The organism is Microbulbifer harenosus (assembly GCF_005771435.1).
Lineage (GTDB): Bacteria > Pseudomonadota > Gammaproteobacteria > Pseudomonadales > Cellvibrionaceae > Microbulbifer > Microbulbifer harenosus.
The window spans coordinates 151,814-172,377 of the sequence record NZ_VANI01000018.1; the positions used below are offsets into that span (position 1 = coordinate 151,814).

Below are 20,564 nucleotides of genomic sequence, written 5' to 3' on the forward strand. Positions count from 1 at the left end.
CAAGATGCATAAAGTGTTGGTACGCGAATAATCCGCGTAAGATAGAAAAGGCCCCGGGAAATCCCGGGGCCTCATTGTCACCTCATTAAGGCAACACTCAGTGCAACACAATTACCTCGTTGGCATCCAGATTCAGCACTGCGGAGCCTCCGCTGACACTGACTGAATCGTTGCCCACCAGACTCGCGTACTGTCCATCCGCCAGTGCCAGGCCGCTCACATTGATCGAGGTGCTGCCGCCGCGGTTGACCGCCACGGTGACCACATCGCTGCCGGATACCCGCTCAAATACCAGGATATCCTGATTTACCCAGCGCTCGGCATAGCTGCCGGATGCCAGTGCCGGGCTCTGCGCGCGCAGGTTGGCGAGTGCGCTGATCAGTGTGAACGCGTTGCTGGTTTCGCTGAACGACGGCATACCTTCGCGATTGTATGGATCGTGCCCTACCTGGCCATCACCATTGGCGGTGAACCAGGTACTGTTCTGCTCGCTGCCGTAGTAGATGGTGGGGATGCCCGGCAGGGTCATCACCAGTGCCATACCCAGGTTCTGGCGCGCGTCTGCCAGAGCTTTGGAGAAGCCCTTGCCGGTGCGGCCGTTGTCCACAGGGCCGGTGGTCTGCAGGAACACACTGGTACGGGTGGCATCGTGGTTGTCGAGGAAGATGGGCTGCCAGCTGTCGCGGCCATCCATAGCCGCCGGGCGCGATTCGATATGCGCATTCAGCTGGGTCATGGTGATATCGCCGGCGATGGCCTGTTCGATATGGTTGCGCAGCTGGAAGTCGAGCAGCTCGGAACCGCGGTCTTCGTTCAGGAATTGCATAGACAGGCTTTCCCCGGCACCGGCGCCATACCATTCGCCGAAGATGTACACATCCGGGTTCTGCGCGCGCACCGCACTGCTGAAGCGGTTGATGAAGCCCGGCTCGATGTGTTTGATCGCATCGATACGGAAGGCATCCACACCGTGACTCATCCACTTCAGTGCGGCGTCAATCAGGTATTGGTCCGCGGCGCTGTTGCTGCTTACACCGTGGTTGAAGTCGGTGAGGTTGAACAGGGTTTTGTTGCGGAAGGCCCAGGGGTCGTCCCATTCGGCACCACAGGTGGTGGTCGGGTCACTGTCGTAGCAGTCGGAGATGGCGCCGTTGTGGTGGTACCAGGTGCCGTTGTCCTGATTCACGTCGGTAATGAAGGTGCCCTCTTTGTAGAGCGCGCCGAATTCATACTGGTCGTCCTGGTTGGTGTGGTTCAGTGCGATGTCGAGCACCAGCTTCATGCCGCGGGCTTCCATCTCCGCATCCAGCTGGTCTACCAGTGCCCAGTCGCCCAGGTGCTCGTCCACTTCATAGAAGTCGCGACCCCAGTAACCATGGTAGGCACCATCGCTGCCAGAGGCATCGATATTGTCGTTCAGCGGAGTGACCCAAATGGCGGAGATGCCGAGAGCTTGCAGGTAGTCGAGCTTGTCGATCAGGCCCTGGATATCGCCACCCCAGTATTTTTTCCACTCGGACAGGCCGCCGGCGGATTTGCTACTGGAGGTAGCCGCGGCGTTGTTGCCGTTGTCGTTACTGGTGTCGCCATTGGCAAAGCGGTCCACGAATACGAAATACATGCTGCGGTTGCGGAAGTCGGACGTTTCGAGCGGTATTTCACAACCGTTGGCATCCACATTGGCGCCAGCGGGAGTGTCGGGGCAGTTGTCCTGGCTGTCGGGTACGCCGTCGTTATCGGAATCCGGCTCGGTTGCACCGCAGTTTTCGCCAAGATCGGTGGTGACGCTGACCAGACTGTTGCTAACACCGTTTGCAACGATGTAGGTCCAGCCACTGGCGGCCTCATCCTGTGCCGGAAACTCGCCACCGGCCCAGCTGCCACTGGGGTCAATCTTGAAGCGCGGACCGCCGTTGCTATCGCCACTTGTGAAGTTGCGACAAGCGTCGTACTCATCGGTTTCGCCGATGCGGGTCAGCAGATCGCCGGCGGCCCAGCCATTGTGGGTGCCGCGCAGATGCAGGGTGGCATCCGGGTTTTCCTGGTCGTCGGCGGGAAGAATGTGGTAGTCGTGGGTGTCGGTATAGAACTTGATATCCCAGGTGCCGGCGGGTACGGGAATATTGCTCCCGCCCTGCTGGCCATTTGCGCCGTAATTTTCACTCCAGTCGCCCCAGCGGTCGAACTTGATCTCGCCGGCGCTGGTAAAGACCACATCGTCCGCCAGCATGGTGTTGCTGCCGACGTCCTGCATCTGATCTGCCTGCCAGTTGTTGTGGGTGCCTCGGAGGAACCATTCAGCCTGGGCGGCCGCGCTCGCGCAGAGCATCAATCCGGCCAGTGCCAGAGTTTTTCTAACCATTTTCATCATCTCGCGGTGGATTATTTTTATGTACATCGCCGGGCCAGAGATTGACCCTGTCTGAATGGTCGCGAAATATGGTGGGGCAAGGCCTCCTCCCCCGGTGGGGCGTGGAGGCAAAGCCGGTCAGGGCGTGGAGAAAATACGCGCCAACCTGAAACGCGGTGGAATCCGCGGAACTCCCCCTGGGCTGAGGGGGATAACAGCTGTCGCGACCTTGGGCACAATGGAGAAAATAAAAGGATAACCCTCGCCAGAGGTCCAAACAGAGAGATCCAAACAGGTGCCCGCCATGTCCAAGCCCACCAGCCGCTTTGCCGCCAGCCTGATGTTCGTGCTGACACTGCCATTCACCTCGGCCTGTATCCAGGCCCAACAGTCCCCCCAGCTGGAGCGCGTTGAGCCTCCTTTCTGGTGGACCGACATGGCGGAATCCCGCCTGCAGCTGATGGTGTATGGCGAAGCCCTCGCCGGTGCGCAGGTAAGCCTCGATTACCCGGGCGTGACCGTGACCGGCACCGAGCGGGAAGAGAATCCCAACTACCTGTTTATCAATCTCGCGGTGGATGAACGTGCAAAGCCAGGCACGCTGCAGATCCATCTGAACAAGGGTGACTGGCAACACACAATCCGTTACGAACTGAAACCGCGCCGCGCCGGCTCTGCCGAGCGCGAGGGCTTCGACAGCAGTGATACCATCTACCTGATCACCCCGGATCGCTTTGCCAACGGCGACACCGGCAACGACCGCACCGCAGATATGCTGGAGGGCCCGGACCGCGACAACCCCGGCGGCCGCCACGGGGGCGATATCGCCGGCATGCAGGCCCATCTCGACTACATCGCCGGTATGGGCTTCACCCAGATCTGGCCCAACCCACTGATCGAAAACAACCAGCCGGAATACTCTTACCACGGCTACTCCGCCACGGATTACTACCGCATCGACCCGCGCTACGGCAGCAACGAAAGTTTCCGCGCGTTTGTGGCAGCAGCAAAGGAAAAGGGCATCGGCGTCATCCAGGATATGGTGCCGAACCATATCGGCAGCGGCCACTGGTGGCTCAAAGACCTGCCGGGCAATGACTGGCTGAATGGCAAAGGGATTGCAAAAGGGGAGTACGAGTACACCAATCACGCGCGCACCGTGCACATGGATCCCTATGCCAGCCACAAAGACCACCTGTTGTTCACCGATGGCTGGTTTACGGATTCCATGCCGGACCCCAACCAGCGCAACCCGCGCATGGCCACCTATCTGATCCAGAACGCCATCTGGTGGGTGGAGTATGCGGACCTCTCCGGTATCCGCGTGGACACCTATGCCTATTCCGACGCAGCCTTCCTGACAGAGTGGTCCGCACGCATGATGCGCGAGTACCCGAACTTCAACATTGTCGGTGAGGAGTGGACGCGCCAGCCGGCCCTGGTGGCCTACTGGCAGGCGGGCAATGAAAACCGCAACGGCTATGTTTCCCATATGCCGAGCATGATGGACTTCCCGCTGCACTATGGCCTGCGCGATGGACTGGAAAAGCCGGATAGCTGGAGCACCGGTCTCATCACCCTGTACGAATCCCTCGCCAACGATGTGCTCTACCCCGATCCGAACAGTCTCGTAATCTTCGGTGGTAACCACGACACCAGCCGCCTGTACAGCCAATTGGATGAAGACCCAGGCAAGTTCCGCATGGCGGTAGCCTATCTCGCCACCATGCGCGGCATCCCGCAGTTCTATTACGGCGATGAAATTCTCGCGAAAAGCCCCAAACAGCGGGACGACGGCGTAGTGCGCAGCGACTTCCCCGGCGGCTGGGCCGGCGACAGAGTCAACGCCTTTACCGGCAAGAACCTGAGCAGGGAACAGAAGGAAGTGCAGCAGTTCACCCGCACCCTGTTCAACTGGCGCAAAGAGAAGGACGTTATTCACCGCGGTCAGCTCAAACACTTTGCGCCGTTGGATGGGCTCTACGTCTATTTCCGCTACGACGAAGAAGAGACGGTGATGGTCGCCATCAACAAGAGCGACAAACCGCGGGAACTGCCATTGGACCATCTGGCCGAGATGCTGCAGAACAAGTCTTCCGCCACCAGTGTCATCAGCGGAAAAACACAGCCGTTGAATGAATTCGTTATCGCCGCGGGCGACGTGCAGGTGGCTGAAATTCGTTAGCGAGCCTGCATACCCACGTCATTCCCGCGCACGCGGGAATCCAGCTCCAGCGCAGCTGGCCCCCGCCTGCGCGGGGGTGACAAATTTCAAGGAATAGAACAAAAGCGCACCCAAAATTGAAACTATATAAGCGAAAAAAGCAAAGACGATGAAAGAAAGAAAAAATCACAAGCCCACAAGGCTGCTGAAGAAATTCGGGCTGGCGACCCTCCTGCCCACCCTGTTGGCTACCGCCGTGCAACCCGCTCTCGCGCAGCCGACCCCGGAAGCCGCGCGCAGCTACCAGAGCCACCAGCTGCTCGAAGACAAACTGATCATCACCACCAGCGATAGCCAGGTCACTCTGACCCCGTTGAACAACGCCGCGCTGGAAATTCACTACCAGCGCGAAGGGCTCAAACAGCTGCCCTCGTTCGCACGCGCGGAAAAACTGACGAACCAGTTGAAGAGCGACGCGCTGGCACAATTGAGCGTTTCAGAGGAAGCACTGCGCTACTCCCTCGGCGAGCTGACCGCGATCATTCATAAATCCCCCTTCGCCATTGAATACCTGCGCGATGGCAAACCACTGCTGAGCGAAGAACACGGCTTCTTCGCCAACCAGACCATGCGCGGTTTCCGCTTCAATCTCGCCGAACAGGAAAAGCTGATCGGCGGCGGGCAGCGGGTGCTGGGTATGGACCGCCGCGGCCATCGCCTGCCGCTCTATAACAAAGCCCACTACGGCTACACCACTGAGTCCGAGCAGATGTATTTTGGCCTGCCGGCAGTGATGAGCAGCAACAAATACATTCTTCTGTTCGACAACAGCGCCACCGGCACCATGGACCTCGGCGCCAGCGAAAAAGATGTGCTGCAGTTCGAGGCAGTGGCCGGACGCACCAGCTACATCGTGGTGGCCGGCGACACCTACCCAAAGCTGATCGAAAACTACGTGGACGTGACCGGCCGCCAGCCGCTGCCACCGCGCTGGGCATTCGGTAACTTTGCCTCGCGCTTCGGCTACCGTTCCGAACAGGAAGTGCGCGACGTAGTGAAGAAATTCCGCGAAGAGGATTTCCCGCTGGACGCCCTGGTGCTGGACCTGTACTGGTTCGGAGCGGATATTCAGGGCCATATGGGCAACCTGGCGTGGGATGAGAAGGCATTCCCCAACCCGGTCGGCATGATGGCGGATCTACGCGAAGACGGCATTAACACCATTCTGGTGACCGAGCCCTTCGTACTCTCCACCTCAGAGCGCTGGGACAGTGCCGTCGCCGCCAATGCGCTGGCCAAAAACCTCGCCGGCCAGCCCAAGCAGTTCGATTTCTATTTCGGCAATACCGGCCTTATCGATGTATTTTCCGCAGACGGTCGCGACTGGTTCTGGAACATCTACAAGGGCCTGAAGGACCAGGGCGTGGCCGGCTGGTGGGGCGACCTCGGCGAGCCGGAAGTGCATCCATCTGACACCGTGCACACGGTGGGCATGGCGGATGAAATCCACAACGCCTACGGTCACCGCTGGGCGCAGATGCTGTTCGACAACGAAAAAGCAGCGAACGCGGACCAGCGCCCGTTTATCATGATGCGCGCCGGCTTTCCCGGTTCCCAGCGCTTCGGCATGATTCCATGGACCGGCGATGTCTCCCGCGAGTGGGGCGGCCTCAAACCGCAGGTAGAGCTGTCCCTGCAGATGGGCCTGCTGGGTTTCGGCTACACCCATTCTGATCTGGGTGGTTTTGCCGGTGGCGAAGAATTTGACCGCGAGCTGTATATCCGCTGGCTGCAGTACGGCGCATTCCAGCCGGTGTACCGCCCCCACGCGCAGGAACACATTGCCCCGGAGCCAGTGTTCCACGACCGCAAGACCCGCGATATCACCCGCGAGTATGTAAAACTGCGCTACCGCCTGTTGCCCTACAACTACACCCTGGCGTTCGAAAACAGCCAGACCGGCATGCCGCTGATGCGCCCGCTGTTTTTTGACAATGAAAACAATCTGGCGCTGATGGATAACAAGGATGCTTACCTGTGGGGCAACGACTTCCTGGTGGCACCGGTCACCGCGGAAGACACCGACGAAGTCGCCGTGCAGCTGCCCGGGGGGGTGTGGTTCGATTACTGGAACGACAACCAGTACGGCGGCGACAGTGCCCGCATAAAAGTGAACCTGGAAACCATCCCCGTGTTGGTGCGCGCTGGTGCGTTCATTCCCACCGTACCGGATATGCGCAACACCCGCGAATACTCCAGCCGCGATCTGCGCCTCGATTATTACGCACATGAATCCGCAGCGCAGTCTTCCGGCTATGTCTACGAAGATGACGGGGTCACCGCGGATGCGTTCAGCAAAGGGCAGTACCAGAAGCTGCGGTTTGCCGGCGAGCGCAGCGAAACAAGCATTCAGTTCAAATTTGGCCTCGAAGGTGACGGTTACACCGGTGCCCCAGAGAGCCGCAATGTTGAGTTGGTTGTGCACAACTGGCAGCAGGCGCCGGCAGGTATTAACGCCGGCAGCCAGCGGATCAATCTTGTAAAAAAAGAAAATCAGCTCACAGAAAACACGGCCTGGTACGACAAGCGCGCGAAGGCCCTGCATGTGAAATTCGGCTGGGCAGAGAAAAATCAGAATCTGACAGTAACCCAATAATTCAGCTACAACGCACCCTGTAGGAGCCTGCTCAGGTAAGCGACCGGCCATGGATGGCCGGGCCGGTATACGTCCCATGGATGGCTGCTTGGTTTGCAACCAAAATATTCGCTTGCAAGCAAGCTCCTACAAAAAATCGAGCATCAAGCTTATGAAAAAATTTATTCAGTTAATTCTGGCATCATCAATTGCCGCCAGCACCCTGACCGCCTGCGACACAAAAACCGCAACACCACACGCCGATGAACCACAGGCGATTAACGCCAGCATCAATGGCAAGCCGGTGATCTACCAGGTGATGACGCGCCTGTTCGGCAACACCAACCCCACCAACAAGCCGTGGGGCACCATTGAAGAAAACGGCGTGGGTAAATTCAGCGACTTTACACCAAAGGCCCTGAGTGAAATCCGCGCATTGGGTGCGGATTACATCTGGTATACCGGCGCGCTGCACCACGCCGTGGTGCGCGACTACACTGAATTCGGCATCGCCAACGACGATCCGGATGTGGTTAAGGGCCGCGCAGGCTCCCCCTACGCCATCAAGGATTATTACAGCGTAAACCCGGACCTGGCCGACGATCCGTCAAAACGCCTGGAAGAATTCAAAGCGCTGATCGAACGCTCCCATAACGCCGGACTCAAGGTCATTATCGACATTGTGCCCAATCACGTTGCGCGCAATTACCAGTCCCTCGACAAGCCCGAAGGGGTCCGCGACTTCGGTGCGGACGACGACACCAGCGTGGCCTACGCCCGCGACAACAACTTTTACTATGTACCCGGCGAACCCTTCCGGGTGCCGGTAGTGGAAGACGGCTACCAGCCACTGAACGGCGAAGCCCACGACCTGATTGACGGCGACTTTTCTGAAGTCCCCGCCAAGTGGACCGGCAACGGCAGCCGCGCCCCGCAACCGGAACAGGGCGACTGGTACGAGACCGTAAAAATCAACTTCGGCGTGCGCCCGGATGGCAGCCACGACTTCGCGGAACTACCGGCGGACTATGCGCAGAAAGACTACCGCGCGCACGCGCAATTCTGGGCGGACAAGGATGTGCCCAGCAGCTGGAAAAAATTCCGTGAGATCACCGACTACTGGCTCACCTTCGGCGTCGACGGCTTCCGCTACGACATGTCCGGCATGGTACCGGTGGAATTCTGGAGCTACCTCAACTCTGGTATCAAAATGCAGCAGCCCGATACGCTGCTGCTGGCGGAAATCTACGAACCCGAGGTATACCGGGATTACATCCACCTCGGCAAAATGGACTACCTGTACGACAAGGTAGGCACCTACGACGCCATTCGCGCGGTGATGGAAGGCAAGGCCGGCACCGACCCGTTGGTAGATATCCAGCAGAGCCTCAATGGCATTGAAGACCATATGCTGCGCTTTATGGAAAACCACGACGAACAGCGCATCGGCAGCCCGGAATTCGCCGGCAGTCCCCGCGCCGGCATTCCGGCGATGGTTGTCTCCGCCACCATCAGTGGCGCGCCCACTCTGGTCTACTTCGGCCAGGAACTGGGTGAGCCCGGCACAGGCGACGCCGGTTTCGGAAAAACCAGCCGCACCACCATCTTCGATTACTGGTCCGTACCCACTCTGCGCCGCTGGAATAACGAAGGCCGGTTCAATAGCGAAAACCTCAGCGAAGCCGAAAAATCCCTGCGGGATTTTTATCGCCAACTGCTGAATTTTTCTCATCAGAGCCCTGCCCTTACCGGCGAATATCTGGACCTGCATCGCCACAACCGCGAATACGGCGAGAATTATGGCGAGCAGCAGTACAGCTTCGCTCGCTGGAGTGGCAACGACCGCCTGCTGGTGATCGCCAACTTTGCGGACGGTGAAAGCGCGACGACCCTGAGCCTGCCGAAGGAACTGATTGAAGCGTGGCAACTGAAGCCGGGTAAGTATACCCTCACCAACCAGCTGCAGCGTGGAACCAGTGAAATGACCGTCTCTAATGATCTGACCGGTTCTGTTGCGGTGGATCTCTCCGGCCTGTCTGGTCAAATCCTGAAAGTCACCCTCTGATTTTCCACCGGGGGCGCGATCGCGCCCCCTCCCCCTGTTCCCTCCCCCTGTATAGGTAGGCGAAACCTTCCCAAACTGATACTGTCTCAGACCTCACAGTCAGTGGATTACACTGACTTTTAGGCCTGCGGGATCAACGGGAGGAGATTGACGATGGGTGGCACGATAAAAGACTGGCTGATCGCACTGCTGGTATTGGCTGCGGTGATGTTTGGCATCTACTGGTTTGTCGTACGGGATACCCCCAAACCCGAAGTGCCCGCCCCCGTCACCGAACCCGCGCCGGACACCAAGCCCAGCGTCGATCTGGAAGAGCCCTCCGAACCCGTCATTCCGCCGGCGCCAGAACCTTCGCCCCCCAAAGAAGAACCCCGCAAGCTTCCCGCCCTCAACAGCAGCGACAGCGAAGCACGCAAAGACATCATCAGCCTCTCACCCGACGGTGCGCTGGCGCAATGGATCGTGCCCGATGAAGTGGTGCGCAAATGGGTAGCCCTGGTGAATACCGCCACCAAGGGCGACCTGATGCCGAAAAACCGCCCATTCAACAATCTGGAAGGCAACATCGCCGTCAAGGAGCTGGAAACCCGCGCCGACGGCCAGAAAGTCTATGTGCTCTCCCAGGAGAACTTCCAGCGCTACGACCAGCCGGTGCGTCTGTTCGCGATGGTGGATACCGACAAGGCCGTAAGCCTCTACCAGTTCTGGTACCCGCGCTTGAAACAGGCCTATGGTGAACTGGGCCTCAAGAACAAAAACTTTCACGCCGCGGTGCTCGCCGCCATCGACCAGGCCCTGAATGCGCCGGAGATCGAAGGCCCGATCAAACTGGTACGCCCCACGGTGTACTACAAGTTTGAAGATGAAAAGCTGGAGAAAATGCCGGGGCTGCACAAGCTGATGCTCCGCATCGGCCCGGACAATGCGGCGCGGGTGAAAGAGAAGTTGCGCGAGCTCAAAGCCGGCCTGCAGAATCTGCCCACAGACTGACAGACGGATTTGGCGGAGTCACATATGCCGATGCCACCGGACCATCGGTATATTCCTGCGATGCCTCAGAAAAATTCGTATTCGACCAAAAAACGCAGTGACTGGTCGGGGCTCTCATCGGTGAGCCCCATGATCAGCCCCACTTCCCAGTGAATCCGGCGCCCCTCCTCCAGGCGCCAGCTGCCCACCGCTACCGGACCAACACCAAGCAAATCCTCCGCAGCGTATAGTTCCACGGCAGGTTCAAATCGCTCGGTGTAGCGATAGCGCGCCTGGGCGCGAATTTCGGTTTCAAATTCGTTCTCCTCGCGGCCCCATTCGTAGATCACCGCGACATTTCCGGTACCCGTCCAACGGCCCCACTCTTTGGCGGCGATGACCATCGCCGATGCCTCCCACTGGTTTTCCGAATACTCGCGCTCAAGCTCGAACAGCATACCCCAGTCAGCGGCGTATTCGCCCTGCTCGGTCAGTTGCCATTTTGCCTCGAGTTCCACCGCCTTGAGCTCAAAATCTTCACCCGGATTTTTCTCCCCGATCGCATAGATTTCACCAAACCAGTGCTCGGAAAACCCGTAGCCGACGCTGAAGTGATGCTGCCAGAAGCCGTTCAATTCCTCCTCGTCGGTATCGCGCGTGCGCACGGCACGCCACTCGATTTCCGTTTCCAACGGCTCGACATAGGGGTCGTACACCCGGTCAACCAGTTTGCCGTCGGCCATTGCGGGAAGGCTCGGCAACAGTGCCGCCATCAATAGCAGCCTTCGCACAGTCATTCGAATTATCCTTTTAAGGTTGCGAACGCGATTTCGCCCAGGCAAGCAACAGGAGCGCGGTCATCAACAACAATCCGCAGAGATATGCGGCCACTACGTTGCGTGTTGGGGTGGCTTCGTAACCGAGCAGCGCATAGGAAAGCTGCCCCAGCACCGAGTTTTCCGATAACACCGCTGAGCTGTCCCACAGAGGGGATTGTGCGGGCAGCCAGTCTGCCTGTTCCAACAGCTGTGTCGCTTGCAGGCACAGCCCCGCGGCTACCAGCGCAAGTAGTGTCAGCGCGACGATCAGACGCCGTTTTCTCGGCAGCCCAACCAGCAGGTAATAAAACAGGGCACCGATACTGAAACCGATACCACCGCCGATAAATGCGCCCAGCAGAACGCTTTGCAGGAGATCCGCCTGGTAGCGGAAGGCCATCAGATACACATACACTTCCGATCCCTCGCGCAGGGTTGCCAGCGTCACCGCCAGCACCATGCTCCACTGCAAAAGCGGCAGATACCGTCGCTCGCCCCGTCGGTTCAGGATCAGCAGAATTCCCACGAGCAGCAGAAGCCCGTATATGGCGAACTGCATTGTCGCGTTCAGCAACTCCTGCCCCATGCCGTCGAAGGTGTCTGAGACGGTGCCAATACCGGCGCCATAGACCATGGACCCCAGGATCCCCCCGGCCAGCGCCATGAAAATCCAGCGGGTCTTGAGCTCCAGGTAGTGGCTCATGGCAAGCAGGATGCTGAGCAGTAGCGCCGCCTCCAGCACTTCGCGCAAGACAAGGATAACGCTGGTCAACAGCATGTTGTTCTCCCCGGCACTATCATTCCACAATCACCTTGCCCTGGGCCGTCTTCGGGTTGAACTCGCCAAAAAACGGGTATTCCCCCGGCGCCAGCGGCCCGATGAAAATGACGGCTTTCTGCCCGCCCATGATGACCTTCTCGCGATTGAGTTCGTAGCTTTCGAATTCTTCCGGCGTGGTATCGCGGTTGATCACAATCAGCCTGACTTTGGTGTTGGCGGGCACTTTGAGAACCGACGGATAAAACAGGTGATCGCGGATCTCCAGTTGAAATTCCGGATGGGCTGCCTGTGCGGGCAACGCTGGCACCAACGTCACCACCAATGCCACCACCACCGCGACGGCCAGATTGCGAGGGTCGGTTCTTAACAGCCACCTTTTGATTCTGGATTCCACGCTACTTGCTCACTTGCAGAGGAAAAATGACCGACACCGCAAGGCCCGGCGACTGCTGGCAACCTAGGGATGAGGTGTCGAGTGAGACCCGCGCCTGGTGTAGTTCAGCAATGTGATGCACGATAGAAAGTCCGAGGCCGCACCCGGGTGCACGGCTCTCGTGGCGGTCGCCGCCCACCCGATAGAAACGCTCGAATACGCGCTCGCGCTCTTCCGCCGGCATCCCCGGGCCCGAGTCCTGAACCCGCAATAACACCACGCCTTCCTGTTGTTTTACATCCACAACAACCCGACCGCCCTCCGGGGTGTATTTGCAGGCGTTATTGAGCAGGTTCTGCAGCAACAGTACCAGCGCGAACCGATCGCCGCGGATGATCGCGGCATGTCCCTGCAGCTCAATCTCCTGACCGCGTCGGGCAAAAGCCGGATAGAGCTCAGTAATCACTTCGCGAGCCATACGGTGCAGGTCGATGGGCTCGAAGCGCGCGGGATAGTGCTCCGGCGTCACCCGGAACAGGTTCAGCATTTGTTCTACCAGATGCGCCATGCGTGAAATGCTTTCCTGCAGCTGGCGCAGGGACTCCGGCGCCGCCGCGTCATTTGCACGCAACAGGTTTGCCAGATTATCTGCGTGCACCTGGATTGCCGCGATGGGTGTGCGCAGTTCGTGGGCGGCATCCGCAGAAAAGCGTCGCTCCCGTTCAAAAGACGCCTGCAGGCGTTCGAGCAACGCGTTGGTAGAGCGCACCAGTGGCAGCAGTTCTTCCGGTGGCGCCGCCAGTGTCAGTGGCGTCAGGTCTTCCGCACGTTTGTGCCGCAGCTCGCTCGCCAGCTGGCGCAAACTGGCGAGCCCGCGACCGATCACCAGCCAGATCAACAATCCCGCCACCGGCAGTCCAAACAGAATCGGCATCACTGACTGCAATACCACTTCATCCGCCAGCCGAAAGCGCAGGTCAACCCGTTCGGCCACGCGGATTGAGCGTCCGCCGGCAGCGGAGTGGTTGTATACCCGCCAGCGGAATCCGGAAAAGTTCTGTTCGCTGAATCCCTCCTGCACATCACCAATGGGCGTTGTCGGCGCGTTGTCAGAACGCATCAACAGTTGCCCATCGGCGGACCGCACCTGAAAGGCTTGGAGGTCATTTTCCTCCACAACCAATGGTGCTGTCCGGTCGATGGGCAATGCCGCCAGCAGCAGCGCGGTGCCGGTAATCTGACGGTCAAACAGACGCTGCGCCTCTTCCATGCTCGCGCGATACCCGTGCAGCGCGGCAATAAAGTTCACCAGGGTGATGGTGGACAACAGCGCAACCAACAGGAACAGTCGGATGGACATCAACGGGAGGGCCCCAGCTTATAGCCGACGCCGCGAATGGTCTGGATAAAATCGCTGCTGATTTTTTTGCGCAGGTTATGGATGTGCACATCCACAGTGTTACTCGCCACTGACTCGCCCCAGCTGTAGAGTTTGTCCTCGAGCTGTTCACGGCTGAGGATATGACCGGGGCGCTCCGCCAGGGCGCGCAGCAGGCTGAACTCACGGCGCGAGAGGCGCACCGGTTCGCCTGCGTGGCTGACCGTGTGGGTAGCAAGGTTAATGACGACATCGCCGATAACCAGTTCTGCAGAGCCGCCACTGGCGCCGCGACGCTCCAGTGCGCGCAAGCGCGCCAGCAACTCGTCTACCGCAAATGGCTTGGTGAGGTAATCGTCGGCGCCGGCATCCAGCCCCTGCACTTTGGACGGCAGGTCATCGCGGGCGGTGAGGATCAGGACAGGAGTTTTTATCTGTTTTCCGCGCAGGGTCTTCAGCACGGCAAGCCCGTCCATATCCGGCAGGCCCAGATCGAGTACCAACAGGTCCGGCTGTGCGGCCACCGCCAGCGAAATACCCTTGCTGCCCGAAGACGTATGATCAACCGCGTAACCGGCGTGGCGCAATGCGGTGGTAATCCCTTCCGCCAGGGACTGATCATCTTCTATCAACAGTATCCGCATAGCTCCCCGCCAGTCGATGCTCCGTTTTTAATGCAACTTTTGCTGGATTTTCACCTGCAGCTGCTTGATCTGGCCGAGGCGCCCTTCGCTCGCCACCGGGCGCTCCAGATCCGCCGGGCCATGCTCGGCGCGGTCCGCATAGGTCCTCGCCTTGGCGTAGTCCTTCTGCTGGAAAAGATAGTCGGCATAAAAGTAATTCGCATCCATGTCTTCGGCGCCGTATTCCAGTCCTTTCAGCAGGAAGGTTTCAGCCTTTTTATCATCACCAAAGCCGATGGGCCAGCCGGGCACCTGATAATACAGCGAACCCAGGCTGGTGTAGGCGGCGCCGTCAAGCACGCTGCCATCGATCTCTATGGCTTTTTCCAGATCGGCTTTTGCCGCCTTCACAATCGGCAGCGCACCGATGCCACCTTTGGCACCGGCATGGGATGCGCGAATGATACCGCTCCAGGTCCACACGGCAGCGTTATCCGGATAGCGCGCGGTCAATACACTGGCCTGTTCCGCGAGCGCTGCCAGCTTGTCGGCGCGCTGCTTTTCCGGTGTGCGGTACTGGATTTCAGCCCAGTGGCGCTGTAACTCGTGCACCTCCTGCCCGGCAGTCTGCGCGAGCGCCGGCACCGCCAGCGCGCCGGCCAGCAAAAACAACACGCTGCGCAGGCAAGCGCTGAGATGCATTCTGATCCCGGTGGACTGAGTCATCATGAGGTTTCTCCGTTTAAATGGTTTTGCTCTGCGAACCGGCGAATTACCGGCATTTTCTTAACCAGCGCACTGTCCACCAGTGACGGCAGCAGCGCATTGACTTTAATAAACAGGCGCTCGGGCCAGCCCATAAAACGGCGCGCACTGCGTCCGCCTTCGAGCAACGCCACACACTGCTCGGCTACCTGCTGCGGCGAGTCGGAGCGGTTTCCAAGCGCGCGATTGAGGCCCACCACTGCATCCGTGTTCAGCGACGTGTCCACCGCGCGCGGCGCGAGATAGTGCACCGTGATCTGGCTGTCGCCGAGCTCCCGGCGCAGCGCTTCCGTGAAGCTGTGCAGTCCGGATTTGCTTGCACCGTAGATACTGAAGCCCGGGTGGCCGATATGCCCGAAAGCCGAACCGATATTGATAAGAGCCGCCTGTCGACTGCGCTGCAGCAACGGCAGCAAGTCGCGGGTGAGTGCCATGGGAACCAGCAGATTGGTTTCCAGTACCGAGCGCATAGCGGCGTCGTCGATATCCGCGAGCAACGCAAAACGGGCGACACCCGCGTTGTTGATCAATACATCCACGCCATTGGGCAGCGACCGGCAGGTGCGCACCAACTCCTGACGCTGTTGCGGATCGCGCAGGTCTGCGGACACCACCAAGTGCCGGTGGCTCTCTGGCAGCGACGCGCGCAGTTGGTCCAGCGCCAGTGTATTGCGGCCCTGCAACAGCAGATGGTGTCCGCGCGCCGCTAGGCTGTGCGCAAGCGCATGGCCGATACCGCCACTGGCACCGGTGAGCAGAACGGTCAGCGCTCCAGATTTGCGATCCATATCAGGCAACCTCTGGCAGCGCGCAAGTCGCCGCCACTTCGCGGAAAATATTCGCGTACAGGCGATAGATGGCGCGTGCGCTGTGCACGATGGCGCGCTGGTCTTGCGAGTTTTCGATCTTGTTCATCAACCCCTGGAAAAATTCCACGTGCCCGACGTCGAGTGCACCGTGGGACGTCAGATAGCTGAATGCTCTGTTGGGCAGGCCGAGGGATTTCTGGATGGCGCCGGCCGCCATATCGGCGAGCTGGATGCTGGTGCCCTCCAGCACATTCACCATGCCGAAAAAGCCGAGAGGGTTGCCGCGGGTGATGGTGTCATAGGCGTAGGCCACCATCAGTTCGGTACTGAAATTCGGCTGGCTGTGGCGCACGGCTTCGGCATCGGCACCACAGGCGGCGATGTCATTCAGAATCCACTCCTGGTGACCGGTTTCCTCTTCGATGTACTCCGCCAGCGCTACCCGCAGCCACTCCTGGCTGTCGGTCAGGCGGCTGCCGCAGGCCATCATCAGCGGTACCGTGTGTTTGACGTGATGATAGGCCTGGGACAGGAATCCGACATATTCCTCCAACGTAATTTCACCACGGGCGCCGCGCTGGATCACAGGCAGACTGAGTAGCTGCTGGCGCTCGGATTCGGTTTCACGCTGTAACTGATCGAAAAAATTCATCAGGCAACTCCTGGATTTTGTTCACCGGACCGGCGGTTGTCGGCCGGAGACGGCGCCGGTGTAGAGGGGGAAATTTTTTGCGGCTCGCCAACGTAGAGATCTTCGATTACCCGGGCATAGCGCTCGGCAATGCAATCGCGACGCGGACGGCCATTGGCGGTGAGCAGGCCATCGGCGAAGGTGAGCGGCTGCGGCAGAACGGCCCAGCGGCGGATGCACGCGTAGTCCGGCAACGCGCGGTTGACCGTTCCGATCCAGTCTTCTATCTGCCGTACGTCGGTGCCCGGCCGCGGCAACAGCAGCGCACTGCAGTAAGGGCGCGCGTCGCCAACCACCACACACTGCAGCACATCCTGCGCGCGCAGCAGCTCGCTCTCGATCCACTCCGGGGAAATATTGCGACCGTAGGAACTGATCAGAATATTTTTCTTGCGCCCGGTGATATGTAGGAAGCCATCGCTGTCGCGGGAGCCCAGATCGCCGGTGGCGAGCCAGCCATCGCTGCGCTCGCCAGGATCTTCTGTCACCCCCAGATAACCGAGATAGTGCGGACCCCGCACCACGATCTCGCCATCCCGCAGCGCGATCTCACAGTGCGGCAGCGCCTTGCCCGCCGCCCCCTCGCGCACTGCGCCAGGAAGGTTCAACGCGACCACCGAACCGCACTCGGACAGGCCATAGCCCTCGTATACCGGTAAGCCCCGTTTGGTTGCTTCGCGCAGCAAATCGGCGGCGACCTTGCCGCCACCCACCGCTACAAACCGCAGGGTGGGCGGGGGCTGCCAGCCGAAGTTATCCACCTGCTCCAGCAGTGATTTCAGAATCTGCGGCAACAGGATCAGACTGTCCGGCTGGTGTTCGTCAATGCAGGCACACAGCCGCTGCATATCCAGCTGCGAGCTGCCGGAGAAACCGAGCCGCTCCAAACCGGGCACCAGCAACGTGCCCGCCAGCAGCCAGCAGGTATAGGCGCCGGCCACATTTTCCAGCAGGGTCGCGAGCGGCAGCAGGCACATATGGGTGGCGCATCGCAGCGGTGCGAGACTCACTGCCAGCGCCTCGGCGGTAGCGAACTGGGTCTCGTTGGAAAGGCATACCCCGCGGGGCGTGCCGGTGGAACCGGAGGTAAACGTGATCTTGGCGGTCTCCGCTGGCAGTGTCGCAGGCTGCACCTGCTTGCAGAGCAGCAGCGTCATGCCGGCCAACGCCTCACCTTTGCCAAACACCGGGACATCCGCGAAATAACCGGGCATGTCCGTAAGCAGCCCCTGCAGGCCACTGGCACTGATGGTGTGTTGAAGCTGCTGCGCGGAGAAGAAGCCGGGCAGCGGCACCAGTGTCACCCCGGCCAATTGGCAGGCGAGATCCACCAGCAGCCAGCGAGGTCCGTTGTTGGCAAACAGACCGACCACATCCAGATTGCGATTGCGCATCGCTGTGGCAATAGTGGTAACTTCCTGCAGCAACTCGGCGTAGGTAAACCCCTCGCAATCGCCGAGCAGAGCGGCGCGACCGGGACAGGATTCTGCCGTGGCCTGCAGGCTCTGCAGCAATGAAGAGTGGGTATCGGCAATTCCGCTCATAGATCGGCCTCCGCCAGCTGCCGGGCGAAGTCGAGCGCCTGCGGCCGGCACTCCTCCAGCAGATCGCTGATCAGCGGGCGCACCAGACTGCGCTCGCGCTCGGCCCTGACGTTGACCGCGACCACTGCGGGGCGGGTATTGTAGTAAGTGCCCCACTCCGCCAGTTCCGCGCCCAGGCGGGCGCCGTCGGCGCGGCACAGCACCAGCTGGTTATCCGTGAGTTTCCGCAGCAGGTGCTGCACCTCGGGAGTGGCGGTGAAGATGGCCCAGGTGAGGTCGGCGGCAGCGCACAGCTCCGCCAGCATAAGAAACAGCAGGCGGCTGCCGCCGCGTGCGGTAGCCACCAGGTTGCCGACTTCGACGACATCTGCACGGTTTACCGGCACACCGGCCTTTTCGGCGAGCACCGCTTCCACCGGTAGGTCGAGATACTGTTCGAGAAACAGAGGTGCGCATTCCGCGCGGCGCAAGCCCAATGCGCCCTGCATGTCATTGGAATTGCCGTAGGACAGCAGCCATGGCATGAAGTGCTGCAGCCGGGCGCCGTACACCTCTTGGAATCTACTACCAATATAAGCTTCTACCAAGGCGCGCCCGTTGCTCTCAGAGTGCCTTAAACGAAAGGGAGGCCCCCCTCTTCCGGATCCCAGCCCCCCTATAGCCGCAACCTCCATCTCGGTTCCAACCGTCTCATTGCCGAGACGGTTGCACGGTAACTGGGTCGGCAATTCAAACTGGGCACAGACATCCGGCGCCATATCCATTTCTCCTGTTGGGTATTGGATATGGGCAGTGTACGGCGGAGAAATTAAGACAAACTTAAGAGATGCCCGAGGTGCAGGGCTGGCGGACTAGACCTCGGGAACATAGGGGATTACTTGGCGACCTCCATTAGAACCAACGGGAAAGCGCTATTCAGCGACACGACGCCATTGCGCACGGTGGCGGTAGCACCCGAATAGGCGTCCTTCAGCTGTGTGCCATCGGCAAAGACATCCGACACCACGATAGTCTTGTCACCCGGCGCCAAATCCATGGCTATCACCACGCGATCATCATCCAGAGCGCGGACGAAGGTGTACGGGGTGCGCGAGATTTCCCGGTGCTCTCCGGCACCCACGGCTTTATGCGCCTGCCGGAATCGCAACAGTTTTCTCCAGTGGTCATGCAACTGCCGGGTGTCGGCATTTTCCAGATTATGCCAGTTCATCGGTGTGCGCAGTTCCGCATCATAGAGCGCTTCTGCATCCATCAGTGGCCGGGCCAGCTCATCACCGTAGTAGATCTGCACCGCACCGGGACTCAATAAAAGTTTGGAGGCGGACTCATAGGTGCGCGCGCGTTCGCGGTCGAAACTGTCCATATCGTCATGGGAGCTGATATAGCTCAACACGCCCGCGCCGTTCAGGCCACCAGCAGTCAAATCATCGGCATACTGCTGGAATAGTTCTGCGTAGCTCTGTTCCGCGTGGCGGACAAATCCCATATTGATCAGGGCATCGAAACCGAATTGATAGAAATCCACCAACCGATCACCGAAGCCATACTGGCGCCCGCGGCTGGCTGAAAAATTGTCCACACCAAAGCCGTACACTTCGCCGAGCATAAAGAAATCTTTGTCATCGATTTTTTTGTCGGGATTATCCTGCTTCCACTGCGCCAGCGCGGCACTCGCCTCCAATTTAAGCTCGCCCCAGAACTCCGGTTCCACATGCTTGGCGGTGTCAACGCGGAAGCCATCCACACCGTATTCCCGCACCCAGTCGGTCAGCCACTTCATAAGATAATAACGCGGTGCGCGCGGGTGGCCGGTGCGTGCAAAAAAGGCATCGAGCTCTGCCTGCTCGGTTTCCAGTCTGCCTTCCTGCTGCCACTTCTCTTGTAAAAACTGCGGCACTTCCACCGGGACGTTGCTTTCAGTACGAATGTCGGGTAGATGGTCGGTCAGAGTGCAGGTCACATTGCCGGCAAAGTTCTGCCAGTCACACACCGGAGAGGTACGCACCCATTCACTGGGCCAGAGTGGGTCCTGGGCGGTTTCCGGTCCGGTGTGGTTGGCAATCACATCAAGCAGCACGCGAATTCCCTGGCTGTGGGCCGTGTTGATTAACTCTACGAGGTCGGCCTCCATGCCGAAGTTCGCATCCACGGTAGTCCAGTCTCTTGGCCAATAGCCGTGATAGGCGTAGGTGCGGCCGGAGCGCTCGAGATAACCGTGCACATTCTCGATGATCGGGGACATCCAGATGGCATCCACGCCGAGATCGGTGAAATAGCCCTCGTTCAGCTTGTCGATAACACCACGCAGATCGCCGCCGTGGAACCCACGCAACGGTGCGCCATCATCCTGGCGGTCGTAGGCCAAATCGTTGGTGACGTCGCCGTTGTTGAAGCGGTCCGGCAGCAAAAAATAGATACTGGCATTGCGCCAGAATGGGTCTACAGTGATATCTGGTAGCGGCTGCGGTTCGGGCTCCGGTTGCGGACTGCTCTGAGACCCACCACCGCCGCCGGCACCACAGCCCTGCAATATCGCCAACGCCAGCAACCAGCCAATGCCCACCGTCAAGCGGTACCACTTCACTGCCATCGTTTGTCC

16 protein-coding genes are annotated in these 20,564 nt (G+C 59.6%); 4 read left to right on the forward strand and 12 right to left on the reverse strand.

Features of this window, described 5'->3' with window-relative positions; translation table 11 throughout:
* Positions 1-97: 97 nt before the first annotated feature.
* Positions 98-2,362, reverse strand: a complete 2,265-nt coding sequence (locus FDY93_RS16390; protein ID WP_281282517.1) for an alpha-amylase family glycosyl hydrolase — start codon at positions 2,360-2,362, stop codon at positions 98-100.
* A 292-nt stretch (positions 2,363-2,654) separates the two neighbouring features.
* Here FDY93_RS16390 and FDY93_RS16395 point away from each other — a divergent pair, with 292 nt between their 5' ends.
* The 4 genes from FDY93_RS16395 (at position 2,655) to FDY93_RS16410 (ending at position 10,204) form a co-directional block, all read left to right on the forward strand.
* Positions 2,655-4,535, forward strand: coding sequence for a glycoside hydrolase family 13 protein (locus FDY93_RS16395; protein ID WP_138236840.1), 1,881 nt, complete (start codon positions 2,655-2,657; stop codon positions 4,533-4,535).
* Positions 4,536-4,683: 148 nt separating this feature from the next.
* Entirely contained in the window at positions 4,684-7,170 is a 2,487-nt protein-coding gene (locus FDY93_RS16400; RefSeq protein WP_138236841.1) for a glycoside hydrolase family 31 protein, read from the forward strand.
* Positions 7,171-7,321: 151 nt separating this feature from the next.
* A complete protein-coding gene (locus tag FDY93_RS16405) occupies positions 7,322-9,214 on the forward strand; it encodes an alpha-amylase family protein (protein WP_138236842.1) in 1,893 nt (630 codons plus the stop codon).
* A gap of 153 nt (positions 9,215-9,367) precedes the next feature.
* Positions 9,368-10,204, forward strand: coding sequence for a DUF3014 domain-containing protein (locus FDY93_RS16410; protein WP_138236843.1), 837 nt, complete (start codon positions 9,368-9,370; stop codon positions 10,202-10,204).
* A gap of 65 nt (positions 10,205-10,269) precedes the next feature.
* Here the strand turns inward: FDY93_RS16410 and FDY93_RS16415 are convergent, their stop codons facing one another.
* The 11 genes from FDY93_RS16415 to FDY93_RS16465 form a co-directional block, all read right to left on the reverse strand.
* Positions 10,270-10,980 (reverse strand): hypothetical protein, encoded by a 711-nt coding sequence (locus FDY93_RS16415; RefSeq protein WP_220446224.1) that lies wholly within the window; start codon positions 10,978-10,980, stop codon positions 10,270-10,272.
* Positions 10,981-10,993: 13 nt separating this feature from the next.
* Positions 10,994-11,779, reverse strand: coding sequence for an FTR1 family protein (locus tag FDY93_RS16420; RefSeq protein ID WP_138236844.1), 786 nt, complete (start codon positions 11,777-11,779; stop codon positions 10,994-10,996).
* A 19-nt stretch (positions 11,780-11,798) separates the two neighbouring features.
* Complete coding sequence (locus FDY93_RS16425) at positions 11,799-12,104, reverse strand: cupredoxin domain-containing protein (protein ID WP_246068621.1); 306 nt, start codon at positions 12,102-12,104, stop codon at positions 11,799-11,801.
* Between the two features lie 73 nt (positions 12,105-12,177).
* Positions 12,178-13,515, reverse strand: coding sequence for an ATP-binding protein (locus FDY93_RS16430; protein WP_138236845.1), 1,338 nt, complete (start codon positions 13,513-13,515; stop codon positions 12,178-12,180).
* The gene (locus tag FDY93_RS16435; protein WP_138236846.1) at positions 13,515-14,177 is read right to left on the reverse strand and encodes a response regulator; all 663 of its coding nucleotides are present in this window, start codon (positions 14,175-14,177) and stop codon (positions 13,515-13,517) included. The genes FDY93_RS16430 and FDY93_RS16435 overlap by 1 nt, the downstream gene beginning before the upstream one ends.
* A gap of 27 nt (positions 14,178-14,204) precedes the next feature.
* A complete protein-coding gene (locus FDY93_RS16440) occupies positions 14,205-14,885 on the reverse strand; it encodes a tetratricopeptide repeat protein (protein ID WP_220446225.1) in 681 nt (226 codons plus the stop codon).
* The gene (locus FDY93_RS16445) at positions 14,882-15,709 is read right to left on the reverse strand and encodes an SDR family oxidoreductase (protein ID WP_138236847.1); all 828 of its coding nucleotides are present in this window, start codon (positions 15,707-15,709) and stop codon (positions 14,882-14,884) included. The genes FDY93_RS16440 and FDY93_RS16445 overlap by 4 nt, the downstream gene beginning before the upstream one ends.
* Before the next feature lies 1 nt (position 15,710).
* Positions 15,711-16,382, reverse strand: a complete 672-nt coding sequence (locus FDY93_RS16450; RefSeq protein ID WP_220446226.1) for an iron-containing redox enzyme family protein — start codon at positions 16,380-16,382, stop codon at positions 15,711-15,713.
* Positions 16,382-17,965, reverse strand: coding sequence for an AMP-binding protein (locus FDY93_RS16455; RefSeq protein ID WP_138236849.1), 1,584 nt, complete (start codon positions 17,963-17,965; stop codon positions 16,382-16,384). The genes FDY93_RS16450 and FDY93_RS16455 overlap by 1 nt, the downstream gene beginning before the upstream one ends.
* Entirely contained in the window at positions 17,962-18,729 is a 768-nt protein-coding gene (locus tag FDY93_RS16460) for a thermostable hemolysin (protein WP_138236850.1), read from the reverse strand. Before FDY93_RS16460 ends, FDY93_RS16455 begins: the two co-directional genes overlap by 4 nt.
* Before the next feature lie 110 nt (positions 18,730-18,839).
* Positions 18,840-20,555: an alpha-amylase family glycosyl hydrolase gene (locus FDY93_RS16465; protein ID WP_138236851.1), complete on the reverse strand. Its 1,716-nt coding sequence runs from the start codon at positions 20,553-20,555 to the stop codon at positions 18,840-18,842.
* Positions 20,556-20,564 lie beyond the last annotated feature (9 nt).

Coding starts and splice junctions, on each gene's coding strand:
- FDY93_RS16415 (WP_220446224.1), bottom strand. CDS start 10,980: ATGACTGTGCGAAGGCTGCTATTGATGGCGGCACTGTTGCCGAGCCTT.
- FDY93_RS16465 (WP_138236851.1), bottom strand. CDS start 20,555: ATGGCAGTGAAGTGGTACCGCTTGACGGTGGGCATTGGCTGGTTGCTG.
- FDY93_RS16400 (WP_138236841.1), top strand. CDS start 4,684: ATGAAAGAAAGAAAAAATCACAAGCCCACAAGGCTGCTGAAGAAATTC.
- FDY93_RS16450 (WP_220446226.1), bottom strand. CDS start 16,382: ATGAATTTTTTCGATCAGTTACAGCGTGAAACCGAATCCGAGCGCCAG.
- FDY93_RS16410 (WP_138236843.1), top strand. CDS start 9,368: ATGGGTGGCACGATAAAAGACTGGCTGATCGCACTGCTGGTATTGGCT.
- FDY93_RS16395 (WP_138236840.1), top strand. CDS start 2,655: ATGTCCAAGCCCACCAGCCGCTTTGCCGCCAGCCTGATGTTCGTGCTG.
- FDY93_RS16430 (WP_138236845.1), bottom strand. CDS start 13,515: ATGTCCATCCGACTGTTCCTGTTGGTTGCGCTGTTGTCCACCATCACC.
- FDY93_RS16445 (WP_138236847.1), bottom strand. CDS start 15,709: ATGGATCGCAAATCTGGAGCGCTGACCGTTCTGCTCACCGGTGCCAGT.
- FDY93_RS16440 (WP_220446225.1), bottom strand. CDS start 14,885: ATGATGACTCAGTCCACCGGGATCAGAATGCATCTCAGCGCTTGCCTG.
- FDY93_RS16420 (WP_138236844.1), bottom strand. CDS start 11,779: ATGCTGTTGACCAGCGTTATCCTTGTCTTGCGCGAAGTGCTGGAGGCG.
- FDY93_RS16390 (WP_281282517.1), bottom strand. CDS start 2,362: ATGGTTAGAAAAACTCTGGCACTGGCCGGATTGATGCTCTGCGCGAGC.
- FDY93_RS16435 (WP_138236846.1), bottom strand. CDS start 14,177: ATGCGGATACTGTTGATAGAAGATGATCAGTCCCTGGCGGAAGGGATT.
- FDY93_RS16455 (WP_138236849.1), bottom strand. CDS start 17,965: ATGAGCGGAATTGCCGATACCCACTCTTCATTGCTGCAGAGCCTGCAG.
- FDY93_RS16405 (WP_138236842.1), top strand. CDS start 7,322: ATGAAAAAATTTATTCAGTTAATTCTGGCATCATCAATTGCCGCCAGC.
- FDY93_RS16460 (WP_138236850.1), bottom strand. CDS start 18,729: ATGGATATGGCGCCGGATGTCTGTGCCCAGTTTGAATTGCCGACCCAG.